The following is a 22,388-nucleotide window of genomic DNA, read 5'->3' as shown; positions in this document are numbered from 1 at the left end:
GCTAGTTCCTGATGTCCATGGCGCTGCGCAGGCCGTCCGAGAGCAGGTTGAAGCAGATCGAGACCGCGAAGATCATTGCACCGGGGAGCGCGGCGACCCAGGGGTTGACATAGATCGCGGTCCGCAAGGTATTCAACATCAGGCCCCATTCCGGCTCCGGCGGTTTGGTGCCGAGGCCGAGGAACGACAGGCCTGCCGCGAGGATCATCGAGACCGAGATCAGGCTGGTCGCGTAGACGAAGATCGAACCGAGCACATTGCCGAGGATATGAACGCGCATGATGGTGAACGGTCCCGCGCCCGAGGCGCGCGCGGCGTCGACGAAGTCCATGTTGCGCACCCCCGTCGTGACGCTTTCGGCAACGCGGGTGATCTGCGGCACGAACACGACGGTCAACGACACGATGGAATTGAGGATGCCCGCGCCCAGCGCGCCCGAGATCGCGATCGCCAGCAGCACGGACGGAAACGCGTAGAACACGTCGATCGTGCGCATGATCGCGGTGTTGAGCTTGCCGCCGACATAGCCGGCAACGAGGCCGAGCGAGGTGCCGATGCAGAAGGCGAGGATCACAGGCAAAATGCCGATGAGAAGCGACAACCGGCCGCCATAGATCAGCCGCGCCAGCATGTCGCGGCCGAGTTCGTCGGTGCCGAGCGGGTAGCCGGATGTGCCAATGTGCCGAAGGCGGCGGATCATCGAGCCCTTGTAGGGATCTTCCAGACCGAGCCACGGCGCAACGATCGCGGAGAGAAAGATCAGCAGCAGCACCAGCGCGCAGACCATGCTGACCTTGTCACGCCAGATACGACGGCCGACGGTCGCCCAATAGCCGCGCGCCTTGGTCGCGGGCGCGGACTGAAGCGCCGTATCGCTGGTGACGGACAACGGAAGCTCGCTCATCGCTAACCCCGTTTGATGCGCGGGTCGATCGCGGCTTGCGCGATGTCGACCATCAGATTGAGGAAGACGAAGAACAGCGCCAGGATCAGGATCGTGCCCTGCAGCAGCGGCAGGTCGCGCTGGAAAATCGCGGAGTTGAGCAGGAAGCCCGAGCCCGGCCAGGAGAACACCGTCTCGATCAGGATCGAGCCGCCGAGCATGTAACCGAGCTGAAGTCCCATCACCGCGAGCGCGGTGGGGGCGGCGTTCTTGATGACGTGGCGGAACACGCCGCGCTCATGCAGGCCTTTTGCACGCAGCGCCTCGACGAAGTCCTGGCTGAGAATGTCGCCGGTCAGCGCGCGCACCGTGCGAGTGACGATGCCCATCGGGATCACCGAGGTCGTGATCGCTGGCAGCACGAGATATTGCAAATGCGCCCAGTCCCAGGCCCAGGCGGCCGAGCCGCCGGGTCCGGCGCCGACAGCGGGCAGCCAGTTCAGCTGGACCGAGAAGATGATGACGAGCACCATGCCAAGCCAGTAATGCGGCACCGAAACGCCGGCGATGGCAAAGGAGGTCGCCAGCTTGTCGATCCAGGTCTCGCGGAAATAGCCGGCGATCAGGCCGAGCAGGATGCCCATGGTGAAGCCGATGATCGCCGCCGCAATCGCCAGCGTGACCGTGTTGCTGACCGCGCGCATGACCTCGGCGAGCACCGGGCGGCCCGTGGCGATGGAATTGCCGAGATCGCCATGAAGCGCGCGGAGCAGCCAAAGCCCGAACTGCACCGGCAGCGGGCGGTCGAAACCATAGGCTGTCCGGAGCTGCGCGGCGAGCTCCTGCGAGGCGTCTGCGGGGAGCACCGCGACGAGCGGATCGCCCGGCGTGATGTGCACGAGCAGAAAACACACCAGCGCGACGCTGATGACGATCGGGATGACGTAGACGATGCGTCTGGCGATATAGGCGAGCACGTTGTTTCTTTTCTTCCCTTCTCCCCTTGTGGGAGAAGGTGGCGCAAAGCGCCGGATGAGGGCTCTAACCCCGGATGCAGTGTTAACGAAAAAGAGAGAGGGTCATCCGCGGAAAGAGATCCCTCACCCGGCTTCGCTTGCGCGAAGCCACCCTCTCCCGCAAGGGGAGAGGGTGCACTGCGTATGAGGCGGGAACTATTGCATCGACACCAGTGAGAAGTCGATGAACCAGCTCTTTGGCTGCACGACGCCTGTCACCTTCGGGCTGATGGCGCGGGGACCGACGTCGTGGGCGACATAGAGGAAGGCCGCGTCATCGACGGAGGCCGCGTGCAGTTCGGCGAGCGCGGCGTCACGCGCGGCGGGATCGAAGGTCTGCCGCGCCTTCTTCACCAGCTCGTCGAATTTGGGATTGTTGATGAAACCCCAATTGTTCGAGACCGGCGGCGCCATGCCCGATTGCAGGAAGCGCACCAGCGCGAAGAACGGGTCCATCGCCGCATAGGTGACGTTGGTCGCGTTCGAGCCGTTGGCACTGGGATCCTTGGCGCCGCGGCGCCAGTTGGTGAACAGCGTATTCCACTCGATGACATCGAGCTGCACGTCGAAATAGCATTCGGCCAGCGCCTGCTGGATATATTCGTTCATCGGCAACGGCTGCATCTGGCCCGAGCCGGACGCAGACGTCTGGGTCTTCACCGTCAGCTTCTTGTTCGGGCCGAATCCGGCCTCCTGCATCAGCTTCTGTGCAGCAGCCTTGTCGTACTTGATCTCGAAGGTCGGTCTGCCGCGCCAGGGATGGCCGACCTCGAACGTGCCGGTCGCGGGCACCATCAGCCCCGCGAGCAGGCCGTCCTTGAGGCCTTCGCGATCGACGCAGAGGTTCGCGGCCTTGCGCACGCGGATGTCGTTCCAGGGCGAGCCCTCGACGCGCGAGAACTGCCACGGCCAGACGTGCGGCTGCTCGTTGGCGTAGAGCTTGAAGCCGCGCTGCTTGAGCTCGGGCAACGCGTCCGGCGCCGGCGCCTCGACCCAATCGACCTGCCCGGAAAGCAGCGCCGCGGTGCGCGCGTTGGCCTCCGGCATCGGCAACAGCACCATCTTGTCGACCTTGGGCACGCGGTCCTTGTTCCAGTAGCTCGCATTCTTGACCAGCTCTAGCCGCTCGCGCGGGGTGAAGCCCGCCATCTTCCACGGGCCGGTGCCCGCGGCGTCCTTGGCAAACGCGGTCCATGCGGCCTGCGACTTGGCCTTGGCGTCGGCGCCCTCCGCCTTGTCGTAGAAGGCCTGCCACTTCGCCGGGCTCGCCATGAAGAGATTGGTGAGGTTGATCGGCAGGAAGCTGTCGGGCTCCTTGGTGGTGAGCTCGACCGTCATGTCGTCGACCTTCTTCGCTGATGCCAGCGTCGGCATGCGCGAGGCCGTGACACCGACCTGGCTGGCGTCGAATTGCGGCGCGTCCTGCTTCAGCACCTTCTCGACATTCCACACCACGGCGTCCGCATTGAACGGCGAGCCGTCATGGAAGGTGACGCCCGGCCGCAGCTTGAAAGTCCATTTGGTCTTGTCGGCATCGTCGACCTTCCACTCGGTAGCAAGGCCGGGGATCACCACGCTCGCCTTGTCGGCCGAGGAAAGGTCCCAGCCGGTGAGCGCGTCATACATGGTGAGGCCGGTGAAGCGGTTGCCTTCAAAGCCCTGATCGGGCTGGCCCAGCGTGCGCGGAATATCGGCAGCCGTCATGGCGATGCGCAGCACGGTTTCGGCAGTGGCCGCGCGCGGCCACGCAGCCGCGCTACTGAGCGCCAGCAACGCGATCAGCGCCGCGCGGGTCTTGTTTTTCTTGATCAACATTGACTCAATCCTTTTCCGGCTTCGATGACTAATTTTGATGCAATCGTATGCAATGCCTATGCCAATGGGGAAACTTATTCTGCAAATTGCCCCTGCGACGACAAGTCCTTGTGATGACACGTCGGCGAAAGCACCTCGCTGCCTATTCTGGCATCAAGATTGCAGGTTTGGCTCCGATTGTCCTTGAATTCTTCCTTGGAGCTTTGGCCCATGCGTATCCGACTATCGACCTGTTTCGCCGTGCTTGCACTGGCGTTGTCCGCGATTCCGGCGGGCGCCGAAACGGTGCTGCGCTACGGCATCTCGATGGCGGACATCCCGCTGACGACCGGCCAGCCCGATCGCGGCGCGGGCGCCTATCAGTTCACGGCCTACACCATCTACGATCCGCTCGTGGCGTGGGAGATGGACGTCGCCGACCGGCCGGGAAAGCTGGTGCCCGGATTGGCCACCGAGTGGAGGGTCGATGCCGAGAACAAGACCAAATGGCGCTTCACCTTGCGCAAGGGCGTGAAGTTTCACGATGGCAGCGAGTTCGATGCCGACGCCGTGATCTGGAATCTGGACAAGGTGCTCAATGACAAGGCGCCGCAATTCGACAAGCGCCAGAGTGCGCAGGTCAAGACCCGCCTGCCTTCGGTCGCGAGCTACGCCAAGATCGACGACTTCACGGTAGAGATCACCACCAAGACGGTCGATTCCTTCTTTCCCTATCAGATGCTGTGGTTCCTGGTCTCCAGCCCGGCGCAATACGAGAAGCTCGGTAAGGACTGGGACAAGTTCGCGAGCCAGCCTTCGGGGACCGGCCCGTTCAAACTGACAAAACTGGTGCCGCGCGAACTCGCCGAGCTCACGAAGAATCCGGATTATTGGAACAAGAAGCGTATTCCCAAGGTCGACAAGCTCGTGCTGGTGCCGATGCCGGAAGCGCTGACGCGCACCAATGCGCTGCTGGCCGGGCAGGTCGATCTGATCGAGACGCCGGCGCCGGATGCCGTGCCGCAGCTCAAGGCCGCCGGCATGAAGCTCGTCGACAACGTTACGCCGCATGTCTGGAATTATCATCTGAGCGTGCTGCCGGGTTCGCCCTGGACCGACATCCGCCTGCGCAAGGCGCTGAACCTCGCGATCGATCGTGAAGCCGTGGTGGGCCTGATGAATGGCCTTGCGAAACCCGCCAAGGGACAGGTCGATCCGTCGAGCCCCTGGTTCGGCAAGCCGAGCTTCGAGCTGAAATACGATGTCGCAGCCGCCAAGAAGCTGGTCGAGGAAGCCGGCTACTCCAAGGCGAAGCCGCTGAAAGCGACCTTCATCATCGCACAGGGCGGCACCGGCCAGATGCTGTCGCTGCCGATGAACGAATTTTTGCAGCAGAGCTTCAAGGAGACCGGCATCGACATCGATTTCAAGGTCGTCGAGCTCGAGACACTCTATACGCATTGGCGCAAGGGCGCGGCCGACGAGATGAACGCCGGCATCACCGCCAACAACATCGCCTATGTCACCTCTGACCCGCTCTACGCCATCGTCCGCTTCTTCCATTCGAGCCAGATCGCGCCGGTCGGCGTCAACTGGGGCGGCTACAAAAACCCGAAGGCCGACGCGCTGATCGACGAGGCCAAGCAGACCTTCGACAGCGCCAAGCAGGACGAGTTGCTGGCGCAGGCGCACGCGCTGATCGTCGACGACGCCACGCTGGTATGGGTGGTGCACGACACCAACCCGCATGCGCTGTCGCCCAAGGTCAAGCAGTTCGTGCAGGCGCAGCACTGGTTCCAGGATCTCACGACGATCGGGGCGGAGTGAGGCTCAAGGTCGGCACCCCGCTTCCGCAAACACCACTGTCGTCCTGGCGAAAGCCAGGACGACACCTCTTATTAAGGCGACGGCCTGCGGCGTCGAACACCGCTGTCGTCCCGGCGTAGCCGGGACCCATAACCACCGAGTTGAATTCGGCAACGACAGCCAACTCCGATCTGGCGTACAGCTTCTGCTGCGGAGTATGGGTCCCGGCCTGCGCCGGGACGACACCGAGGGTTTAGCCGCTAGCAAGCGCCTCCCTTATTTCGTCAGCAGCGCATAGGCCCCGGTCCAACCTTCCGGCGGTGGATTGACCTGGAATTCCTTGATGCGCACTTCATAGAGCTTGAACAGCTTTTCCAGCGTGTCGGCATCCTCGCTCCTGCGGCCGCGGTCGATCGCGTCCAGCGCGCCCTGCCAGTCGCGGCTGCGATAGCAGGCGAGCATTTCGATGGTGACGTTGCGCAGGCGCTGGAAGGCGCCTGAAAGCATCACATCCTCGCGGCCGGCGATGGCATAGATCACCTCCGGCTCGGTCTTGCCCTTGACCATGATGAAGTCGAGTTCGAGGATCGCGAACTTGTCCTTGGCCGCGAGCGCGGTGCGCGAGCCAACGATAATGGGAAAGCCGTATTCCTTCGACTGGCCTTCCAGGCGCGAGGCCAGGTTGACGCTGTCGCCGAGCACCGAATAGTTCTTCTTCAGGTCGGATCCCATGTTGCCGACGACGCCGATGCCGGTGTTGAGACCGATACCGACATTGAGCGGGATGTAGACGTGACCGCCATCAATGGCCTCCTGCTCGCGGTCCTTGTTCACCGCGTCGATCTTCTCCAACATCTGGATCGCGGCCTCACAGGCGTTGACCTCGTGCTCGGCATCGTCGAGCGGCGCATTCCAGAACGCCATGATGGCGTCGCCCATATATTTGTCGATATAGCCCTTCTGATCGATGATCACGTCGGTCAGCGGAGTCAGGAAGCGGTTCATCAGCGCGATCAGGCCCTGCGGATCGTGCTTGTAGGTTTCCGATATGGTGGTGAAGCCGCGCACGTCGGAGAACATGATCGTCATTTCGCGCTCCTCGCCGCCGAGGACGAGTTTTTCCGGTGACTGCGCGAGTTGCTCGACCAGCACCGGCGACATGTATTGCGCGAACATGCCGCGGATCTGCACGCGCTGGCGCTGCTCGCGCACGAAGCTGGCGAAGATTAGCGTCAGATAGATCGCGGTGGTCGAGAGCAGCGGATAAGTGAAGTCGATGAGATAGCGGTGCTGCGCATAGAAGAACCAGGACACTCCGATCAGGATAGCGGCGAAGGTCGCGCCGGCAAGCACGAGGCGAACTGGTCCGAGGTTCGGCGTGAAGATGATGACGAGCAAGCCGATGACGAGCGCGGCGAGCAGCTCGACGCCGAGCGCATAGTTCGGCTGGGAGATCACCGCGCCGCTCAGCACGCTCTCCAGCACCTGGGCGTGGATCTCGACGCCGGGCATGGTCGAGGACACCGGCGTGGTCTTGATGTCGTTGAGCCCAACCGCCGAGGTGCCGATCAGCACCAGCTTGCCGGCGATCTTGTTAGGCGGCACCGTATTGTCGAGCACGTCGGCGGCCGAGACGTAGATCGAGGGATCCTGGCGCGCGTAATGCACCCAGAGCTGACCGTTCCTGTCGGTTGGGATCTCCACGCCCTTGAGACGCACGGCCCGCACGCCGGTCTTGTCGGTCCGAACCAGCAAGGTCGGCGTGCCCGTGACGACGCGCAAAATCTCGAGGCTCAGCGAAGGCATGACCATGCCCTGGGCGCGCATGATCATCGGCACGCGCCGGATCAGGCCGTCGCGCTCGGTCTTGATCGAGAACAGGCCGCGGCCGGCCGCGACCTTCTCGATCTCGGGCACGTTGCGCAACAGCCCGGGAAATTCGAATAGGAAGCGCTCAGCGCCCTCCTCGCCGACCGTCGCGACGCCGGTGAAGGGCAGCGACTTGTCGACCTCGGACGAAATCGCCCGCTGCCCAGTCTCGCCCAGGATCACGCGCGAGCGCTTGATCGCTTCGGAGAGGATCTGGTCGTTGCTCGGCAGCTCGCGCAGCTTGGCGCGGGTGGCGTCGTCCAGGTAGCGCATCTGGCTCGCGACCAGATCCGGGTTGAGCCGGTCGGCCTCCGAGAACACGACGTCGAAGCCGATCGCCACCGCGCCGTGATCGGTGAGGTTCTGGATCATGTCGGCGATCCGCGTCCGCGGCCACGGCCACTGGCCGAGCTTGGCGAGGCTCTTGTCGTCGATGTCGACGATGGTGACCGGCCGCGCCGTCTTGTGGCGCGGATCGATCAATTGAAACATGTCGAACGTGCGCAGCCGCAGTTCCTGGATCGGAGGCGGATCCCAGAGCCGAGCGCCGGCAAATACGACCAGCAGCGCAAGGCACATCAGCCGCGCAAACCCGAACTTGCGCGCAAACCACCGCCGCAGGATCTTGAGACGTTTCATGGTGGCTGGATATCACGCTTTGGCGGTGAACGGCAGCGTGGATCGGGCCTGCCGACGATCGCGGCCCATCATGCAGCAATCAGGCATGGACGATGAAGTCGCTCGCCTGGAGGTGGGCGACACCCTTCAGAAGGATGGTGTCCGAAGCGTTGATCGTGACCAGGGTGTCAGCGGAATTGGTCGGCGAAGCCGCCACGTGCTGCGCCATCCATGCCCCAAAATCGCTGGCGGTCACGACTGCCGACAAGTCGATATGGTCCTGACCGGGCGTGAAATTGGTGATCGTATCGTTGTTGGAACTGGCGGCGAACACGAACTGGTCCTGATGGCCTGTCCCGATGAAGTCATCTTGCCCGGCCGTGCCAAAGAGCAGGCTAACCGTCTTGCTTGCGTTGTGACTGTCGGCCACGGTGAGCGTGACCGTCTGTATGGCCGCACCTTCACTTGCATCAGTGTAGGTCACGGTCTGCAGCGCGGAATTGATATGCGCCAAGGTATCGGACGTCGACGCCGGACTCAAATTGCTACCCGAGCCGGAGGCAACGAGCGTGAAGGTTTCATTGGCAGCCGCATCGGAGTCGGTGGCCGAGATACCGTGCACAGTGACTTGAGCGTCGTCATGCGTGAGGCTGATCTGGTTGACGTCCATTACCGGCGCATCGTTCGCGCCGTCCACGTCCACCGTGAGTGTCGCAGTGCCGGTCGCGCCATGCGCGTCCGTCGTCTGGACCGTAAACGTATCCGCGAAGGGCCCTTCTTGCAACGCGTTGATCGCAGCCGCGTCGGGAACGTAGGTGTAGCTGCCGTCAGAGTGGACCGTCAGCGCGCCGTAGTGTCCTGGAGCCGTCCCGCAACTATCCGCATTCTGGACAGAATAGGTCAGCGTCACCGTCTCGTCGGCATCGGCGTCGGTGCCCGCGAGATTTCCGGTGAGATTGGAGAAGGTGTCGGTCGCCGCCGTGTCCGTAAGCTTGCCGAGGTTGAGAGCGGACAGCGTTGGCACGTCGTTGGCGCCCGTCAGGTCCACCGTGTATATCGCCGTGGAGGCGGCGCCATGTGCATCCGTGACCTGGACCGTGAAACTGTCGGAATAGTGCAAGCAGCCCGGCAGCGCGTTAATCGAAGCCGCATCGGGAACGTAGGTGTAGGTGCCGTTCGTGTTGAGCGCCAGCGCGCCATAGTGACCCGTGACCTCTCCGACTGCCTGGTGATCTGCGTTCAGCAAGGTGTAGGTCAGCGTATCGCCGGAGTCGGCATCGGTCCCGACCACCTGTCCGGTGAGGTCAGAGAAATTATCCGCTGCGCACGTATCGGTGAGCTGCCCGATGCTACCATCGGTCAACACCGGAGCGTCGTTGGCGCCTGTTACGGCAACCGTGAATGATGCCGTGCCGACAGCACCTTGCGCGTCCGTGGTCTGAATCGTGAAGACGTCCGAACAAGGGCCTTCCGAAAGCGCGTTGATCGAAGCCGCATCGGGAACGTAGGTGTAGGTGCCGTTCGCGTTGACCGTCAGCGAGCCGTACAGGCCAGCCGTCGTCCCATGACTATCCGCGTTCAGAACGGCATAGGTCAGCCCCGCCGTCTCTCCATGGTCGGCGTCGGTTCCGACCAGCATTCCCGTGACGTCCGAGAAGCTGTCGGCGATGGAGGTATCGACGAGCGGATCCGTGGTGACCGCGGCCAAGGTCGGCGCGTCGTTCTTGCCTGTGATCGTGACCGTGACGTCGGTTGTGGCGGTCTCGCCGTAATCGTCCGTGCTCGTGATGGTAGAAACCACCTTCGCGGTCTGGTCCTTGGCGAGGAAGTCCAGCGCGCCGTCGGCGATCGAATAGCTCCAGGTGACGATGCCATTGTTCAGCCCGGCCTGCGGCAGAAGCGTCAGCCCGCTCTTGAGCGCCGCGATCTCGTCAAGCGAGAACGACGAGGTGAGGTTAGTGCTGTGATCGGCGCCAAGCGAGGTCACGTCCTGGCCGGTGATCTGTGCCGACGGCAGGTCGGTCAGGTCGATGTCGGTGAAGTCAATCGCGCCGGTCGCAGGCGTTGAGGTATCGGAGGTGGCGAAGTCACCGGTGGCGTCCGCCTGCTCGGAGACGCCCCCCGCCAGCACGCCGCCGGCGGTGAAGGCCGGGGCGTGGTCATCGGTCATCGTGATCAGCGTGTGGCCAGTGCCGTCGTCGCTCCCGGCGAAATGGGCATTGCTGTAGTCGGCGCCGGCCAGGTTCAGGCTGATGTGATTGCCGTCCGCATCGGTCACCGTCAGCACGCCGCCGGTCGCGGGATTGGAGTTTGCAACATAGACCGCGCTGGTGCCGAGCCCGTATTTGATCGTCGACAGGTCGATCGTGTCGTTCGCCGACAGCTCCGCGATCGATCCGCCGAACGTATCCGTATCGATCTCAACCGCGGCGCCGTCGCCCGCGAGGTTGATCGTCTGCGCGACCGTGCCTTCGAGCTTCAGCAGCGCACCGGCATCGACGGTGACCGAGCCCGTGCCGGTCAGCAAGCCGAACAGCGACAGCTCGCCATCATGGACCTCGATGCTGCCGGTATTGCTGATGGTGCCCGAGATCGACGCCGTGCCCCAGCTGTCGATGTGGCTGTGATTGACGAGTCCAGGCCCACCCAGGGAGATCGAGGCGCCGTTGAGGAGATCGATGACACCGTCATTGACGATCGACGACGCATTGCCGAAGGCGCTCGTGCCGGCGACCGTCCAGGTGCCGCCGGACTCGTTATTGAAGGTCGCGCTGGCGACCGAGATATTGCCGTTGATGTGGCCGGTGTTGTTGATCGTGAGGCTGCCACCGATCTCGATGATCGCGTCGGTCGCGGAGGTCACGCTCGAAGCGGCGGGCGGCCCGATGGTGCCGGAATTGTTGATCACCGAACCGGTCGTATCCTGCTGGATGTGGATCGCCGCATTGCCACCGGCGCCCACGATGGAGCCGGAATTGACGATGTGGATCGAACCGGTCGCGCCCGAAAACTCCAGCGTCGCGCCAACATCGACGATTACCTTGCCTGAACCGGCGATGCCGCCCGCAAGGTCGAGAATGCCGCTCTGGACCTCGATGATGCCAGTGTTGGTGACGCTGCCCGTGACCGTATCGACGCCGGCGCTGTAGAGATTGCCGGCATTGCTCAGGCTGCCGCCGTTGATCGAAACGTCGGTCAGATAGAGCTTCGAGGTGCCGTCGACCGTGATCGACCCAGCACTGCTGTTGCTAACGGTGAGATTTGCCAGCTTCAGCGTGCCGTGGTTGACTGCCTCAAGAGCCGCAGTGTTGGAGATATCCTCACCGGAGACGTCGAGCACGCCGCCCTTCGCCTGAATGAGATTGTGATTGGTGATGGCGTGAAGCGTGGCGGGATCAATCGTCAGCGTACCGCTGGTGACCGTGATCGTGCCGGTGTTGGTAATGTCGGCATTGTCGATGGCGCTGGTGCCGGTCGATTCCAGCGTACCGGCAATCGTCACCGTGCCGCCGTCGATGGTCGCGCCCTGAAGATCGAGTGCCGAGCCGGACTCGACCGAGACACTACCGCTGCCGGTGTCGGTCACCGTCATCCCGATCAGCTTCAGTGTCCCATGATTGATCGCCGCCAGCGTGCCGGTGTTTGCGATGGCTTCGCCGTTGATGTCGAGCTCGGCGCCATTGGCCCTGAGGATGCCGCCATTCGCGATCGAGCTTGCGGAGGTCGTCGCCAGCAGCGTCAACGCGCCCAGGGTTGCCTCGATCAGATAGTTGTTCGAGATGTTGGCGTCGGTAATCGCAGTTGTGCCGGTCGAATTCAGCGTGCCCGAAACGGTGAGCGCGCCGCCTGTCAGGCTCGCACCGTTCAATGTCAGCTTGCTGCCTGCATCGACCTTGACCGTGCCATGATTGGCGATTGCGGTGCCCGCAACTATCACGTCATCCAGCGTCAGGATGACGCCGCTCTCGACCGTCACGGCAGTGGTGCTCAGCGTCGCCGATTGATCGATCTTGCTGGCGCCGGTGACATCGATCGTGCCGAGACCGTTGATCGTACCACCGCTGATCGTCGCGCCGTTAACTGTCAGCTTGCCGTTGGCATCGACCGTGACGTTACCGGCATTCGCGACCGTCGAGCCCTGGTCGATCGTCAGCGCGCCATTCGTCAGCACCTCGATCGTGCCGGTGCTCGCATTCGTGATCGTCTCGTGGTCCAGCGCGTTGCCGGTGCCGCTGACCTTCAACGCCGCGTTGTTGTTCAGGATGCCGCCGCTCAGCACCGCAGCGCCGGTCAAATCGATCTCGCCATTGCCGGTGACCGTGCCGGTGCCGTTGATCGTCGCCCCGTTGACCGTCAGCTTGCCGTTGGCATCGACCGTGACGTTACCGGCATTCGCAACCGTCGAGCCCTGGTCGATCGTCAGCGCACCGTTCGCCAGCACTTCGATCGTACCGGTGCTCGCGTTCGTGACCGTCTCGTGGTCCAGCGCGTTGCCGGTGCCGCTGACCTTGAAGGCCGCGTTGTTGTTCAGGATGCCACCGCTCAGCACCGCAGCGCCGGTCAAATCGATCTCGCCATTGCCGGTGACCGTGCCGGTGCCGTTGATCGTCGCCCCGTTGACCGTCAGCTTGCCGTTGGCATCGACCGTGACGTTACCGGCATTCGCGACCGTCGAGCCCTGGTCGATCGTCAGCGCACCGTTCGCCAGCACTTCGATCGTGCCGGTGCCCGCGTTCGTGATTGTTCCATGGTCTAGCGCATTACCCGTGCCGCTGACCTTGAAGGCCGCGTTGTTGTTCAGGATGCCGCCGCTCAGCACCGCAGCGCCGGTCAAATCGATCTCGCCATTGCCCGTGACAGTCCCGGTACCGCTGATCGTGGCGCCGTTAACTGTCAGCTTGCCAGCGGAATCGATCGTGACGTTGCCGGCATTCGCGACAGTCGAGCCCTGGTCGATCGTCAGCGTGCCGTTCGCCAGCACCTCGATCGTGCCGGTGCTCGCATTCGTGATCGTCTCATGGTCGAGCGCGTTGCCGGTGCCGCTGACCTTGAAGGCCGCATTGTTGTTCAGGATGCCGCCGCTCAGAACCGCGCCGCCGGTCAGATCGATCTCGCCATTGCTGGTGACCGTACCGGCACCATTGATCGTGGCGCCGTTCACCGTCAGCTTGCCGTTGGCATCGACCGTGACGTTGCCGGCATTCGCAACCGTCGAGCCCTGGTCGATCGTCAGCGCGCCGTTCGCTAGCACTTCGATCGTGCCGGTCGTCGCATTCGTGATCGTTTCGTGGTCCAGCGCGTTGCCGCTGCCGCTGACCTTGAAGGCCGCGTTGTTGTTCAGGATGCCGCCGCTCAGCACGGCAGCGCCGGTCAGGTCGATCTCGCCGTTGCCGGTGACAGTCCCGGCACCGTTGAGCGTGGCGCCATTGACTGTCAGCTTGCCGTTGGCATCGACCGTGACGTTACCGGCATTCGCGACCGTCGAGCCCTGGTCGATCGTCAGCGCGCCGTTCGCCAGCACTTCGATCGTGCCGGTGCTCGCATTCGTGACCGTCTCGTGGTCCAGCACGTTGCCGGTGCCGCTGACCTTAAAGACCGCGTTGTTGTTCAGGATGCTGCCGCTCAGCACCGCAGCGCCGGTGAGATCAATCTCACCGTTGCCGGTGACCGTGCCGGTGCCGCTGATCGTGGCGCCGTTGACCGTCAGCTTGCCGGTGGCGTCCACCGTGACGTTGCCGGTGTTGGCGACGCCGGAGCCCTGGTCGATCGTCAGCCAGCCATTCGCCAGCACCTTGATCGTGCCGCCGGACGTGTTTGCGACGGTCTCGTGGGCGAAATCCGCCGTGCCCTTGACGTTGACCGCCCCTGAATTGTTCAGCGTGCCGTTCTTGAGGACGCTGCTGCCGTCGAGTTCCAGCGTGCCGGCGATGGTGACCGTGCCGCCGCTGATGGTGGCGGTGTCGACGATCAGCGTCGTGCCGGCATCGGCCTTCAGCGTGCCGCCGGCATTGTTAATTCCGGCGAGCGTCTTCAGCGTGCCGCCGAACAGCTCGATCGTGCCGGAATTGGTGATTGTGGTGCCGTTGGCGAAATCGCCGCCGCCCTTGAGCGTCAGGTAGCCGGCATTGGTGAGGACGCTGCTGTCCAGGAACTCAGCCTTGCCACCAACCGAGACCGTGCTTGCCGTGAAATTGGTGAGCTTCGAATCGGCCTTGAGGCTGATCTCGCCCGCAATCGTCAACGCACTCTTGTTGATGACTTCCGGCGCCTTGTGGCCGACCGCGGTGTCGTAGTCGTTCATCGTGATCGACTTGGCAAAGGCTGCCGTGTCGATCGTCACCGGATAGGACGGCGTCAGCCCATGCAGCTGGTCGGTGATGACGATGACGTCGTCATTGATGGTCGGGACCGTGCCGGTTGCCCAGTTGGCCGCATCCTTCCAGAAGCCGCCCGAGGGAGCGCCGGGCTTGTCGGTCGCGATCCACACCACGGCGGGAGCGTCGGTGCCGGTGATCGTGACGGTGATGGTCTGCTGCGAGGTGGCGCCTTGCGCGTCCTTGAGCGTCACGGTGTAGACCAGCGTCAGCACCTCACCCTTGGGGATGAAGTCGGCGAGATAGACCGGCAGGTCAGCCAGCGACCAGTTGATGGTGCCGGTGCCGTCTCCGGTGCTATCGGCGCCCGCCGCGATCGCGACCGACATCGCGCTCTGGAACGCCGCAAGCGGCCCCGGCGGAACGGTGCCGTCAGGCAGGGTCGCGCTGCTCAACGCCACCGACACCGTATGCTTGTCGGTGAGATCGACGTCGTCGAAGCTCAGCGTGCCCGACGTGGGAACATCGCTGGTGAGCGGGCCACCCGGCACGCTGGTGCCGCCTTCGAAGATGATGGTCGGAACGCTGGTGGTGATCACCGGCTTGTCGTTGGTGCCGGTGATCGTGATGGTGATGTCGATGGTCGACGTTTCGGGATTGACCGAGAAATTATTGTTGACGCGGACCTTGTAGGTCAGCGTCAACGTTTCGCCCGCCGCGAGGAAGTCGAAGACGTGGTCGGGAATCGTGTAGGTCCAGACCGCCGAGCCGTTGTTGTTGTTACCGGCGGCTGCGGCCACGCTGAGCTGGATCTGCGTTGCCGCGATGTCCTGCTTCTGGAGCGCAGAGAGCGCGCCGGTGACATCCTGCTGGCCGGCGTTCTTGTAGACAAAGTTCGGCGCATCGCCGAGGTCTATGCTCACCGTTGGCAGATCGGCCAGGTTTTGATCGACGAAGGTGATGCGACCGGAGATGGTATCGTAATGAGTTGTGTCGCCGGTCGTGCCCGCGCGCTCGATCATCTCGAACGCCGTCTTCACATTGCCGTTGAGATCGAGGCTTTGACGAACGGGCGGGCCGGGAATGCGGGTGCTGGTCGACGGATTATGGCCGGTCCCCTGCGATCCCGGCTCAGGGAGATGCGTGAAGGTCGCGGTCGCGGTGGCACCGGTATCCGTCTTGATGAAGACAATGTTGCCGGTCTGCGTGATCGAGTCGGTGAAGTTCTGGGTCAGCTTGGTGTTGCTGTTGTTGTCCGTGAACTTCAGCGTGAACACGTCCGTGATCAGCTTCTGGATGTCCGGCGACATCAGCGCATTGGAGATCGAGACGTTGCCGCCGCTGATCTGGATCATCTGGCCGGCCTGGTTGACCGTCGCGATCGGCAGCAGCGTGACCTTGTCGAACAGGATGTAGGAGCCCGTCGTGCCGTTCGGCTCGACCAGCACCTGGAAGCTTGCCTGCGGCTGCGGATCGCCGCCGCCAGCGGGAACGACGAAGTTGATCTGGCTCAGCACCGCCGTACCGCGGATGCCCATGGTGGCGACCGGCGTGTCGACCTTCATGTCGCCGTGCTTAGCGGTCTCACCGGCAACGAAAGTGATGGTGCCTGCGACCAGACTGAGCAGAGAGGAATTGTTCGACCCGTTGGGGTCGTAGACCATATCGTTCAGCACCATCCGCGCATTGGAGGACAGGCCGAACACCGTGCCGTCGATGAACGTAATGCCGAGCGTCGAGTCGCCGCCGGTCGAGACCACGTCGCCCTTCTCGACGTTGTCGCCATTGTTCAGGATGACGGAGACGCCGTTACGGACCGCGGTCGCGCTGCCGGAGAGCTTGGTGACGTGGCCGATGACCTGCGCGGCGGCAATGCCTGAGGCGGCCTGCGCGTATTGCACATGGCCGGTGAGTGCGTTGACGACGTCGCCGGTGAGGTGCGCGCCGTCGGGCGAGGCGATCGCCGCGCGCTTGTCGCCCCTGAAATAATCGTGAACGACGAAATCGTGCCCATCATGAGACAGCACGAGATCGAGACCGGCGCGCTTGAAATCGCCGTTGAAGATCAGGTTCGGGTCGGGAACCACGAATGCGCCATCGGGCACGTGGCCGTGTGCCTTCGCAGTAAAGGAATCGACATGGCCATCGGCGGGCGATCGGGAACCCAAGCCGTCCAAGGAAATCGCGGCGTCAAATTTGCCAGCGTAATTCAATCCGGGCACCAAAAAAGGAGTTAAAATCTAAGTAAGTATCGCTCGCCTAAACTTGCATATCATTACCAAGTCCTTAGCGAAACCACCTATTGCTTGTGTGATTTCGCATCACCAAGCGGTCGATGCTCTCGGACGGCTGGGCACCTGCAGGGAAGCCAAAGTAATCTTTCAAATACTCATAAGTAAAGTAGCGCTTATTTTCGCTCATTTTCAGTAACCTCATGTATTCTATTGCAGAAATCTGGCAATAGATACTTCTGTCATCTTTTGTTCGTGGTGCCCCGCACCACCCTGCGGCAAATACGGGGCCAAATCTGTGATCCAGCTAACAGAACTCACGAAATAGCCAGCCGTTAGCCATAAGGCGCAGAATCAGTTCCACAACAACTTCTGCCTGCAATTGGTCCCTCTTCGCGGCAACTGCCGCCCTCCTAGCCGGCGAATCGTAAAATTTTACGCAATATGAGCAGGCCCGTTTCAGCCTGTTGCCCGGTTTTGGGACCCCAGGCCGGGCGCGTTAAGCAGAACAAAACCGCCCGCCTCGCACTATCTCCGCGAAAGCAACAAAGCCCGGCACGTGCAGGTCGAGGGGGACCTGGCGAAGCCGGAAGGGGATGTCAGATGGAGACCGCTGCTCGTTCGCGCGCTTGGCGCGCTATCCTTGTGCTGTGCGGATTGATCCTACTCGGATCGGCCGCCGAGCTTCGCGCTGGCACGCTACTATCGCCGGGAGCCGGCGTCCTCGTGCGCAAATCCGCCGAGCCGTTCGGCGTGTTCGCCTTCGCCATCTCCGCCGGCAGCCTGCAACAGAAATGGCTCGCCCTGAGGTCCAGGCTCGACGATGACATGGTGCAGCTCGCCCTGTGCGACGGCGATCGGGACAATTGCGCTTCGCCCGCTGCGCTGAAACTGCTCGCGATCGTCGACCAGGCCCGCAGCCGTGACGGCCGCGCCCGGCTGGGCGAAACCAATCGCGCCATCAACCTCGGCATCCGCGCCGCCGATGACGGTTCTGAGGACGTCTGGAGCTCGCCGCTCGCGACCTTCGCGCGTGGCGCCGGGGATTGCGAGGACTATGCCATTGCCAAGCTCGCCGCTCTTAAGCTCGCGGGCATTGCCGCGGAAGATCTCCGCATCGTCGTGGTGCGCGACCTCAGGGCCGGCGAAGAGCATGCGATTGCCGCTGCACGGCTCGACGGCCACTGGCTGATGCTCGACAACCGTCGCATGGCAATGGTCGAGGACGACGCTGCACGGAGCTACCAGCCGCTGTTCGTGCTCTACCAGTCGGCCGTGTTGAAATATGTCGACGAGCCCGTGCGGTTCTCGATGATCGCCGCCGAGGCGCGTTGATCTTGTTGTAGCCCGGTATAAAGTACGCTTACCCCACAAAGTCATTTCGCCGCGCGATTCGGGACGCTAGCATGCCCGCGGCTATGCGGGGGCGACTGGAATGCGGTTCATCGTGCTGACTATGCTTGCGCTGCTGGCCTTGCCGGCGGCTCCAGGCTTCGCGCAATCCAGCCCGTCCGACCGCTCCGTCGCCGACAGGCTGCCGCTGTTCGCCAGGAACAACTGCCAGCAGATCCGCGATCCCGGCAATCAATTGTTCTGCGGTGATGCCGAGCTTGCCGCCGCCGCCGAGAAGCTGAGCACGGGAATCGAGGCGCGGCTTGCCCGCCTGCCCGATCGCCTGCCCGGGATCGAGGAGAACGCGATCTGGATCCGCCAGCGCAATCTCGGTTGCGGCATCGTCGGCCAGACCGCGATCCGCGCCGAAGATTTCGACCGGGTGAAGGCATGTCTTCTCAAGGTGACCGATGAGCGCGCAGCGATCGTACGCGATCCGGATTTCGACTGTCTCGCCGCCAACACCGCCGCGGGCGCGCTGATCTGTGCGGACCCGTCGCTGGCGCTGGCCGAGACTGAGTTGAACAGCCAGGTTCTCGGCCTGATCGGCAAGCTCGATCCGACCGCGGCGCGCTTTGCCTTCGCCGAATACGGCCGGTGGACGCGGGAGCGCGATCGCAAATGCAATCTGGTTGGCAAGGAGAACGTGCCGCTCGGGGAGCTCGAGTCCGCGGAGGACTGTCTCGCCGGCTATCTGAAGCACAAGGCTGACGAGATTGGCACGGCGAAAGGCGATCCGAAGAAGGTGTTCGGCCGGCAGGTCGCAGCCCACTCGCCCGACACCGATGCCGTCGATTTCTGCGCCGCGCGAATCCACGCGGCCAATTCCTGCGGCAACTTCCTCCGCATCAACCGCGTCTACGCACTCGACAGCCAGGTGGGCGAGCAGGAAGCGCAGGTCACGGGCGAGATCGAGATGGCCGTGCTGGCGCCCTTCGCCACCTGCAGCAAGATCGCCACGACCTGTACGGGCACCTGCTGGGATGCCAGAACGGGTCGTCCGCAGCCCGGCGTCGGCAACAAGGAGCGCTCCACGGACGCCTTCAACGTCACACGCCGCCTGCGGATCCAGCGCACGTTTGCATTTGTCAAAGCCGCCGATGGCTGGCGCTGCCGGGAAGACGAACTGGCCCCGGTGAATTCAGGCACCGCAGGTGGGGGATCGTAGGGCTGTGTGCTCTCCCTCTCCCCGCTCTTCGCAGGGAGAGGGTTGGGGTGAGCGGCTGCTTCAGCGAATCCGGTGACAGTTAGACTCGCGGAGAGCCCCCTCACCGGGAAATTTGCTGCGCAAATTCCCGCCTCTCCCCGCATGCGGGAAGAGGCGAAGAAATCAAAACATCAGATTGTCCTTCACCAGAACCCAGCGGCCGCCCTTGACCTGCTGCACCTGGGTGATGGTGTTGGCGAGGTGGTCGGTCTTGGAGAATTTGGTCGGCGGCGAGTTGAAGATGTCGAGGAACTTGTCGCCCGATTCCAGCGCGTCCAGCATCTTCTGGCCGGTCAGATCCTTGCCCGCCTTGTTGGCGTAAAACGCGAACGTCATCACCGCATTGTAGCCAATGATGGCCTGCGTGTTGGCATCGGTGCTGAACATCTTCTTGTAGTTGACCAGCCAGTCCTTCACCTTGCCCTTTGCGGTGTCCTCATAGGGAATCTCGAATCCGGACGCAGCATAGAGGCCTTCGACCGCCTCCTTGCCGAGCATGGGCACCTCCATCACGTTGGTCGGCGTCGCGCCGAGAAAGGTGACCTCCCAGCCGAGCTTCTTGGCTTCCGTCATCGCGCCGATGGGCTCACGGAGCACAGCGCCGAGCACAACGAGGTCGCAGCTGTCGGACTTCATCTTGGCGATCTGCGCGCTGAAGTCGGAGGCACCGCGCTTGTAGCTCGTGATCGAGGCCGGCTGCACCTTCATGGCAGTAAGCTGCTGGTTGAAGCCGTCGAGCACGTTCTTCCCGTACTCGTCGTCCTGATGCATGATGCAGGGTTTCTTGAAGTTCTTCCACTCCATCATGTATTTCAGCGCCGCCCGCGTACTCTCGACATAGGGCAGCAGATTGTTGAACTTCAGCCGCTCCTGCGGCTTGGCGGGATCGAACTTGAACGTGAACTCCGCCGCCGTCAGCGGGAAGAGCTGAAGCACGCCGGCGTCGAGCAGGATATCCTGCGCCGCCAGCACGGTCGGCGAGCCCATTGGCCCCACCATCGCGAAGATCTTGTCGCGCTCGATCAACTTCTGCGACGCGAGCACGGCCTTCTTCGGATCGTAGCCGCTGTCCTCGACGACAAGCCGAATCTTCCGCCCCTGGACGCCGCCGGCGGCGTTGATCTCCTCGACCGCCATCTTCATGCCGTTCGAGACTGGCACACCCCAGCCCTTGATCGGCCCCGACAGATCCTGATGGGTGCCGATGACGATCTCGGAGGCCGAGATGCCCTCATTGGTGACCTTGGTCTGCGCCGCGGCAGGCAGACAGGTGAGCACCACCGCGCCTGCCGCAAAGCCGAACGTTTTCAACGATCTCGACATTGAAGTCTCCTCTCCTTGGGGCCCTTATGATGCGAAGGGTGGGGCCTTCACTCCTTCCCTGTTATTCAAACAAGATTGTTCAAGCCACCGCCCGCGCCGGATACATCGCGTCGATCTCGGCGGCATAACGCTTGTTCACGAAGCCGCGCTTCAGCTTCATGGTTGGCGTCAGCTCTTCGTCCTCCGGGGTGAGCTGGCGTTCGATCAGATAGAATCTCTTGATGGTCTCGACGCGGGCGAAATTGGCATTGACCGTTTCGATTTCGCGCCAGATCAGGTCCTGGATCTCCGCCGCGCGGCACAGGCTGGCATAATTGGTGAAGGGGATGTCGTGGTCCTGCGCGAATTTCTCGACATTCTCCTGGTCGATCATCACGAGGCAGGTGAGGTATGGCCGCTTGTCGCCGATCACCACGGAATCCGAGATGTAGGGCGAGAATTTCAGTTGATTTTCGATTTCGGACGGCGTGATGTTCTTGCCCCCGGAGGTGATGATGATGTCCTTCATCCGGTCGGTGATGCGGACGAAGCCCTCATTGTCGATGGTGCCGACGTCGCCGGTATGCAGCCAACCGCGATGGTCGATGGTCTCGGCTGTCCTCTCCGGCTGGTTCAGGTAGCCCATGAACAGGAAGTCGCCCCTGATCAGGATTTCCCCCTCGGGTGACAGCGCGACTTCGCCCCAGGAAACCGCCTTGCCTACCGAGCCGAGCTTGATCCGCTCCGCCGGCATCATGGTGGCGACCCCGCAATTCTCGGTCTGGCCGTAGACCTCGTGAATGTCGATGCCGAGCGCGAGATACCAGCGGATCAGCTCCGGCGCGATTGGCGCCGCGCCGGTGAAGGCGATGCGGCAACGGTCGAGCCCGATCATGCGTCGGATGTTGCGGAAGACGACCCGGTAAGCGATGCCGTTGGCGAGCCGCAACGGCAGCGGCGGCGGCTTGCCTTCAATCCTGCAATCGACCATGCGATAGCCGATGTCGATGGCGCGGCGGTAGACCCATTGCTGCAACCGCGTCGCATCCTTCAGCGCGATGGTGATCGCGGAATAGAATTTCTCCCAGATCCGCGGCACCGCGAGGAAGATGGTCGGCTGCACCTCGCGCAGATTGTCCGGCACAGTCTCCGGACTCTCGGCAAAATTCATCACCGAGCCAAGCGCGACCGAGATGTAATAGCCGCCGATCCGTTCGGCGACGTGGCAAAGCGGCAGGAAGATCAGCCGGTCCTCGTTCTCGCGCGCCGGAATGAAATCGTTGGCGTGCCGCATCTGGTGCGTGACGCTACGGTTGGCGTGCATGGCGCCCTTGGGCGGACCCGTGGTGCCGGATGTATAGACGAGGACCGCGAGATCGCTTGCGCTACGACTGTCGACCATCTCCTGCCACAGCGCCTCGCGGCCGGCCATGTGGTTGCGCCCGAGCGCGCGAAACTCGTCGAGCGACATCACCATTTCATCGGAGAAGCCGCTGAGGCCCTCCATGTCGAACACGATGATCTTTCGCAGAGACGGGCAGCGTGCGCGACAGGCCAGGATCTTGTCGAGTTGCTCCTCGTCCTCGGCGAAGATCACCTTCGTCCGGGAATCGTTGACGAGATATTCGACTTGGGATGAGGCATCGGTCGGATAGATCCCGGAAGAGACGCCGCCGGCGCACAGAATGCCCATGTCGACATGGACCCATTCCGGCACGGCGTTGGCGATGATGGAAGCAACGTCGCCGGGCCTGAAGCCGATGGCATGCAGCGCGTAGGCGACCTCCTTCGAGATCTCCAGCCATTCGCGCCAGCTGGTCGGCTGCCAGATCCCGAATTTCTTCTCGCGTATAGCCGGCCTGTCGCCCCGCGTCTCCGCGGCGCGCAAAAAGCTTTTCGCGATCGTGTCAGCGACCGTCAGCACCGCCGGTCGGGCCATGCACGTCTCCTCCCTGT

10 protein-coding genes are annotated in these 22,388 nt (G+C 62.9%); 3 read left to right on the top strand and 7 right to left on the bottom strand.

Annotated features, from left to right (window positions below):
* Position 1 precedes the first annotated feature (1 nt).
* The 3 genes from IVB50_RS15260 to IVB50_RS15250 form a co-directional block, all read right to left on the bottom strand.
* Positions 2-904 carry an ABC transporter permease gene (locus IVB50_RS15260; protein WP_018457595.1) on the bottom strand — a complete coding sequence of 301 codons (903 nt, stop codon included), beginning with the start codon at positions 902-904 and terminating at the stop codon, positions 2-4.
* A gap of 2 nt (positions 905-906) precedes the next feature.
* A complete protein-coding gene (locus IVB50_RS15255) occupies positions 907-1,860 on the bottom strand; it encodes an ABC transporter permease (protein WP_085349306.1) in 954 nt (317 codons plus the stop codon).
* Between the two features lie 195 nt (positions 1,861-2,055).
* Positions 2,056-3,714 carry an ABC transporter substrate-binding protein gene (locus IVB50_RS15250; RefSeq protein WP_018457597.1) on the bottom strand — a complete coding sequence of 553 codons (1,659 nt, stop codon included), beginning with the start codon at positions 3,712-3,714 and terminating at the stop codon, positions 2,056-2,058.
* A 210-nt stretch (positions 3,715-3,924) separates the two neighbouring features.
* Here IVB50_RS15250 and IVB50_RS15245 point away from each other — a divergent pair, with 210 nt between their 5' ends.
* Complete coding sequence (locus IVB50_RS15245) at positions 3,925-5,520, top strand: ABC transporter substrate-binding protein (RefSeq protein WP_018457598.1); 1,596 nt, start codon at positions 3,925-3,927, stop codon at positions 5,518-5,520.
* 255 nt (positions 5,521-5,775) lie between these two features.
* Here the strand turns inward: IVB50_RS15245 and IVB50_RS15240 are convergent, their stop codons facing one another.
* A complete protein-coding gene (locus IVB50_RS15240; RefSeq protein ID WP_247296266.1) occupies positions 5,776-8,007 on the bottom strand; it encodes an adenylate/guanylate cyclase domain-containing protein in 2,232 nt (743 codons plus the stop codon).
* 79 nt (positions 8,008-8,086) lie between these two features.
* A complete protein-coding gene (locus IVB50_RS15235) occupies positions 8,087-16,405 on the bottom strand; it encodes a VCBS domain-containing protein (RefSeq protein WP_247296264.1) in 8,319 nt (2,772 codons plus the stop codon).
* 729 nt (positions 16,406-17,134) lie between these two features.
* On the opposite strand from IVB50_RS15235, the gene IVB50_RS15230 reads away from it, so the two are divergent.
* Positions 17,135-17,866 carry a transglutaminase-like cysteine peptidase gene (locus tag IVB50_RS15230; protein ID WP_018458192.1) on the top strand — a complete coding sequence of 244 codons (732 nt, stop codon included), beginning with the start codon at positions 17,135-17,137 and terminating at the stop codon, positions 17,864-17,866.
* A 100-nt stretch (positions 17,867-17,966) separates the two neighbouring features.
* Entirely contained in the window at positions 17,967-19,091 is a 1,125-nt protein-coding gene (locus tag IVB50_RS15225) for a lysozyme inhibitor LprI family protein (RefSeq protein ID WP_018458191.1), read from the top strand.
* A gap of 162 nt (positions 19,092-19,253) precedes the next feature.
* On the opposite strand, the gene IVB50_RS15220 is transcribed toward IVB50_RS15225, so the two are convergent.
* Positions 19,254-20,453, bottom strand: coding sequence for an ABC transporter substrate-binding protein (locus IVB50_RS15220; RefSeq protein ID WP_026233521.1), 1,200 nt, complete (start codon positions 20,451-20,453; stop codon positions 19,254-19,256).
* Positions 20,454-20,532: 79 nt separating this feature from the next.
* Positions 20,533-22,371 (bottom strand): AMP-dependent synthetase/ligase, encoded by a 1,839-nt coding sequence (locus IVB50_RS15215; protein WP_018458189.1) that lies wholly within the window; start codon positions 22,369-22,371, stop codon positions 20,533-20,535.
* Positions 22,372-22,388: the final 17 nt, after the last annotated feature.

Source organism: Bradyrhizobium sp. 87 (genome assembly GCF_023073015.1).
GTDB lineage: Bacteria > Pseudomonadota > Alphaproteobacteria > Rhizobiales > Xanthobacteraceae > Bradyrhizobium > Bradyrhizobium canariense_D.
The sequence above is the reverse complement of the archived record's forward strand: the minus strand, read 5'-3'. Positions and strand labels throughout refer to the sequence as shown.

Excerpts from the sequence above, each read along its gene's own strand:
- IVB50_RS15245 (WP_018457598.1), top strand. The coding sequence starts at position 3,925 with ATGCGTATCCGACTATCGACCTGTTTCGCCGTGCTTGCACTGGCGTTG.
- IVB50_RS15240 (WP_247296266.1), bottom strand. The coding sequence starts at position 8,007 with ATGAAACGTCTCAAGATCCTGCGGCGGTGGTTTGCGCGCAAGTTCGGG.
- IVB50_RS15260 (WP_018457595.1), bottom strand. The coding sequence starts at position 904 with ATGAGCGAGCTTCCGTTGTCCGTCACCAGCGATACGGCGCTTCAGTCC.
- IVB50_RS15225 (WP_018458191.1), top strand. The coding sequence starts at position 17,967 with ATGCGGTTCATCGTGCTGACTATGCTTGCGCTGCTGGCCTTGCCGGCG.
- IVB50_RS15220 (WP_026233521.1), bottom strand. The coding sequence starts at position 20,453 with ATGTCGAGATCGTTGAAAACGTTCGGCTTTGCGGCAGGCGCGGTGGTG.
- IVB50_RS15250 (WP_018457597.1), bottom strand. The coding sequence starts at position 3,714 with ATGTTGATCAAGAAAAACAAGACCCGCGCGGCGCTGATCGCGTTGCTG.
- IVB50_RS15215 (WP_018458189.1), bottom strand. The coding sequence starts at position 22,371 with ATGGCCCGACCGGCGGTGCTGACGGTCGCTGACACGATCGCGAAAAGC.
- IVB50_RS15230 (WP_018458192.1), top strand. The coding sequence starts at position 17,135 with ATGGAGACCGCTGCTCGTTCGCGCGCTTGGCGCGCTATCCTTGTGCTG.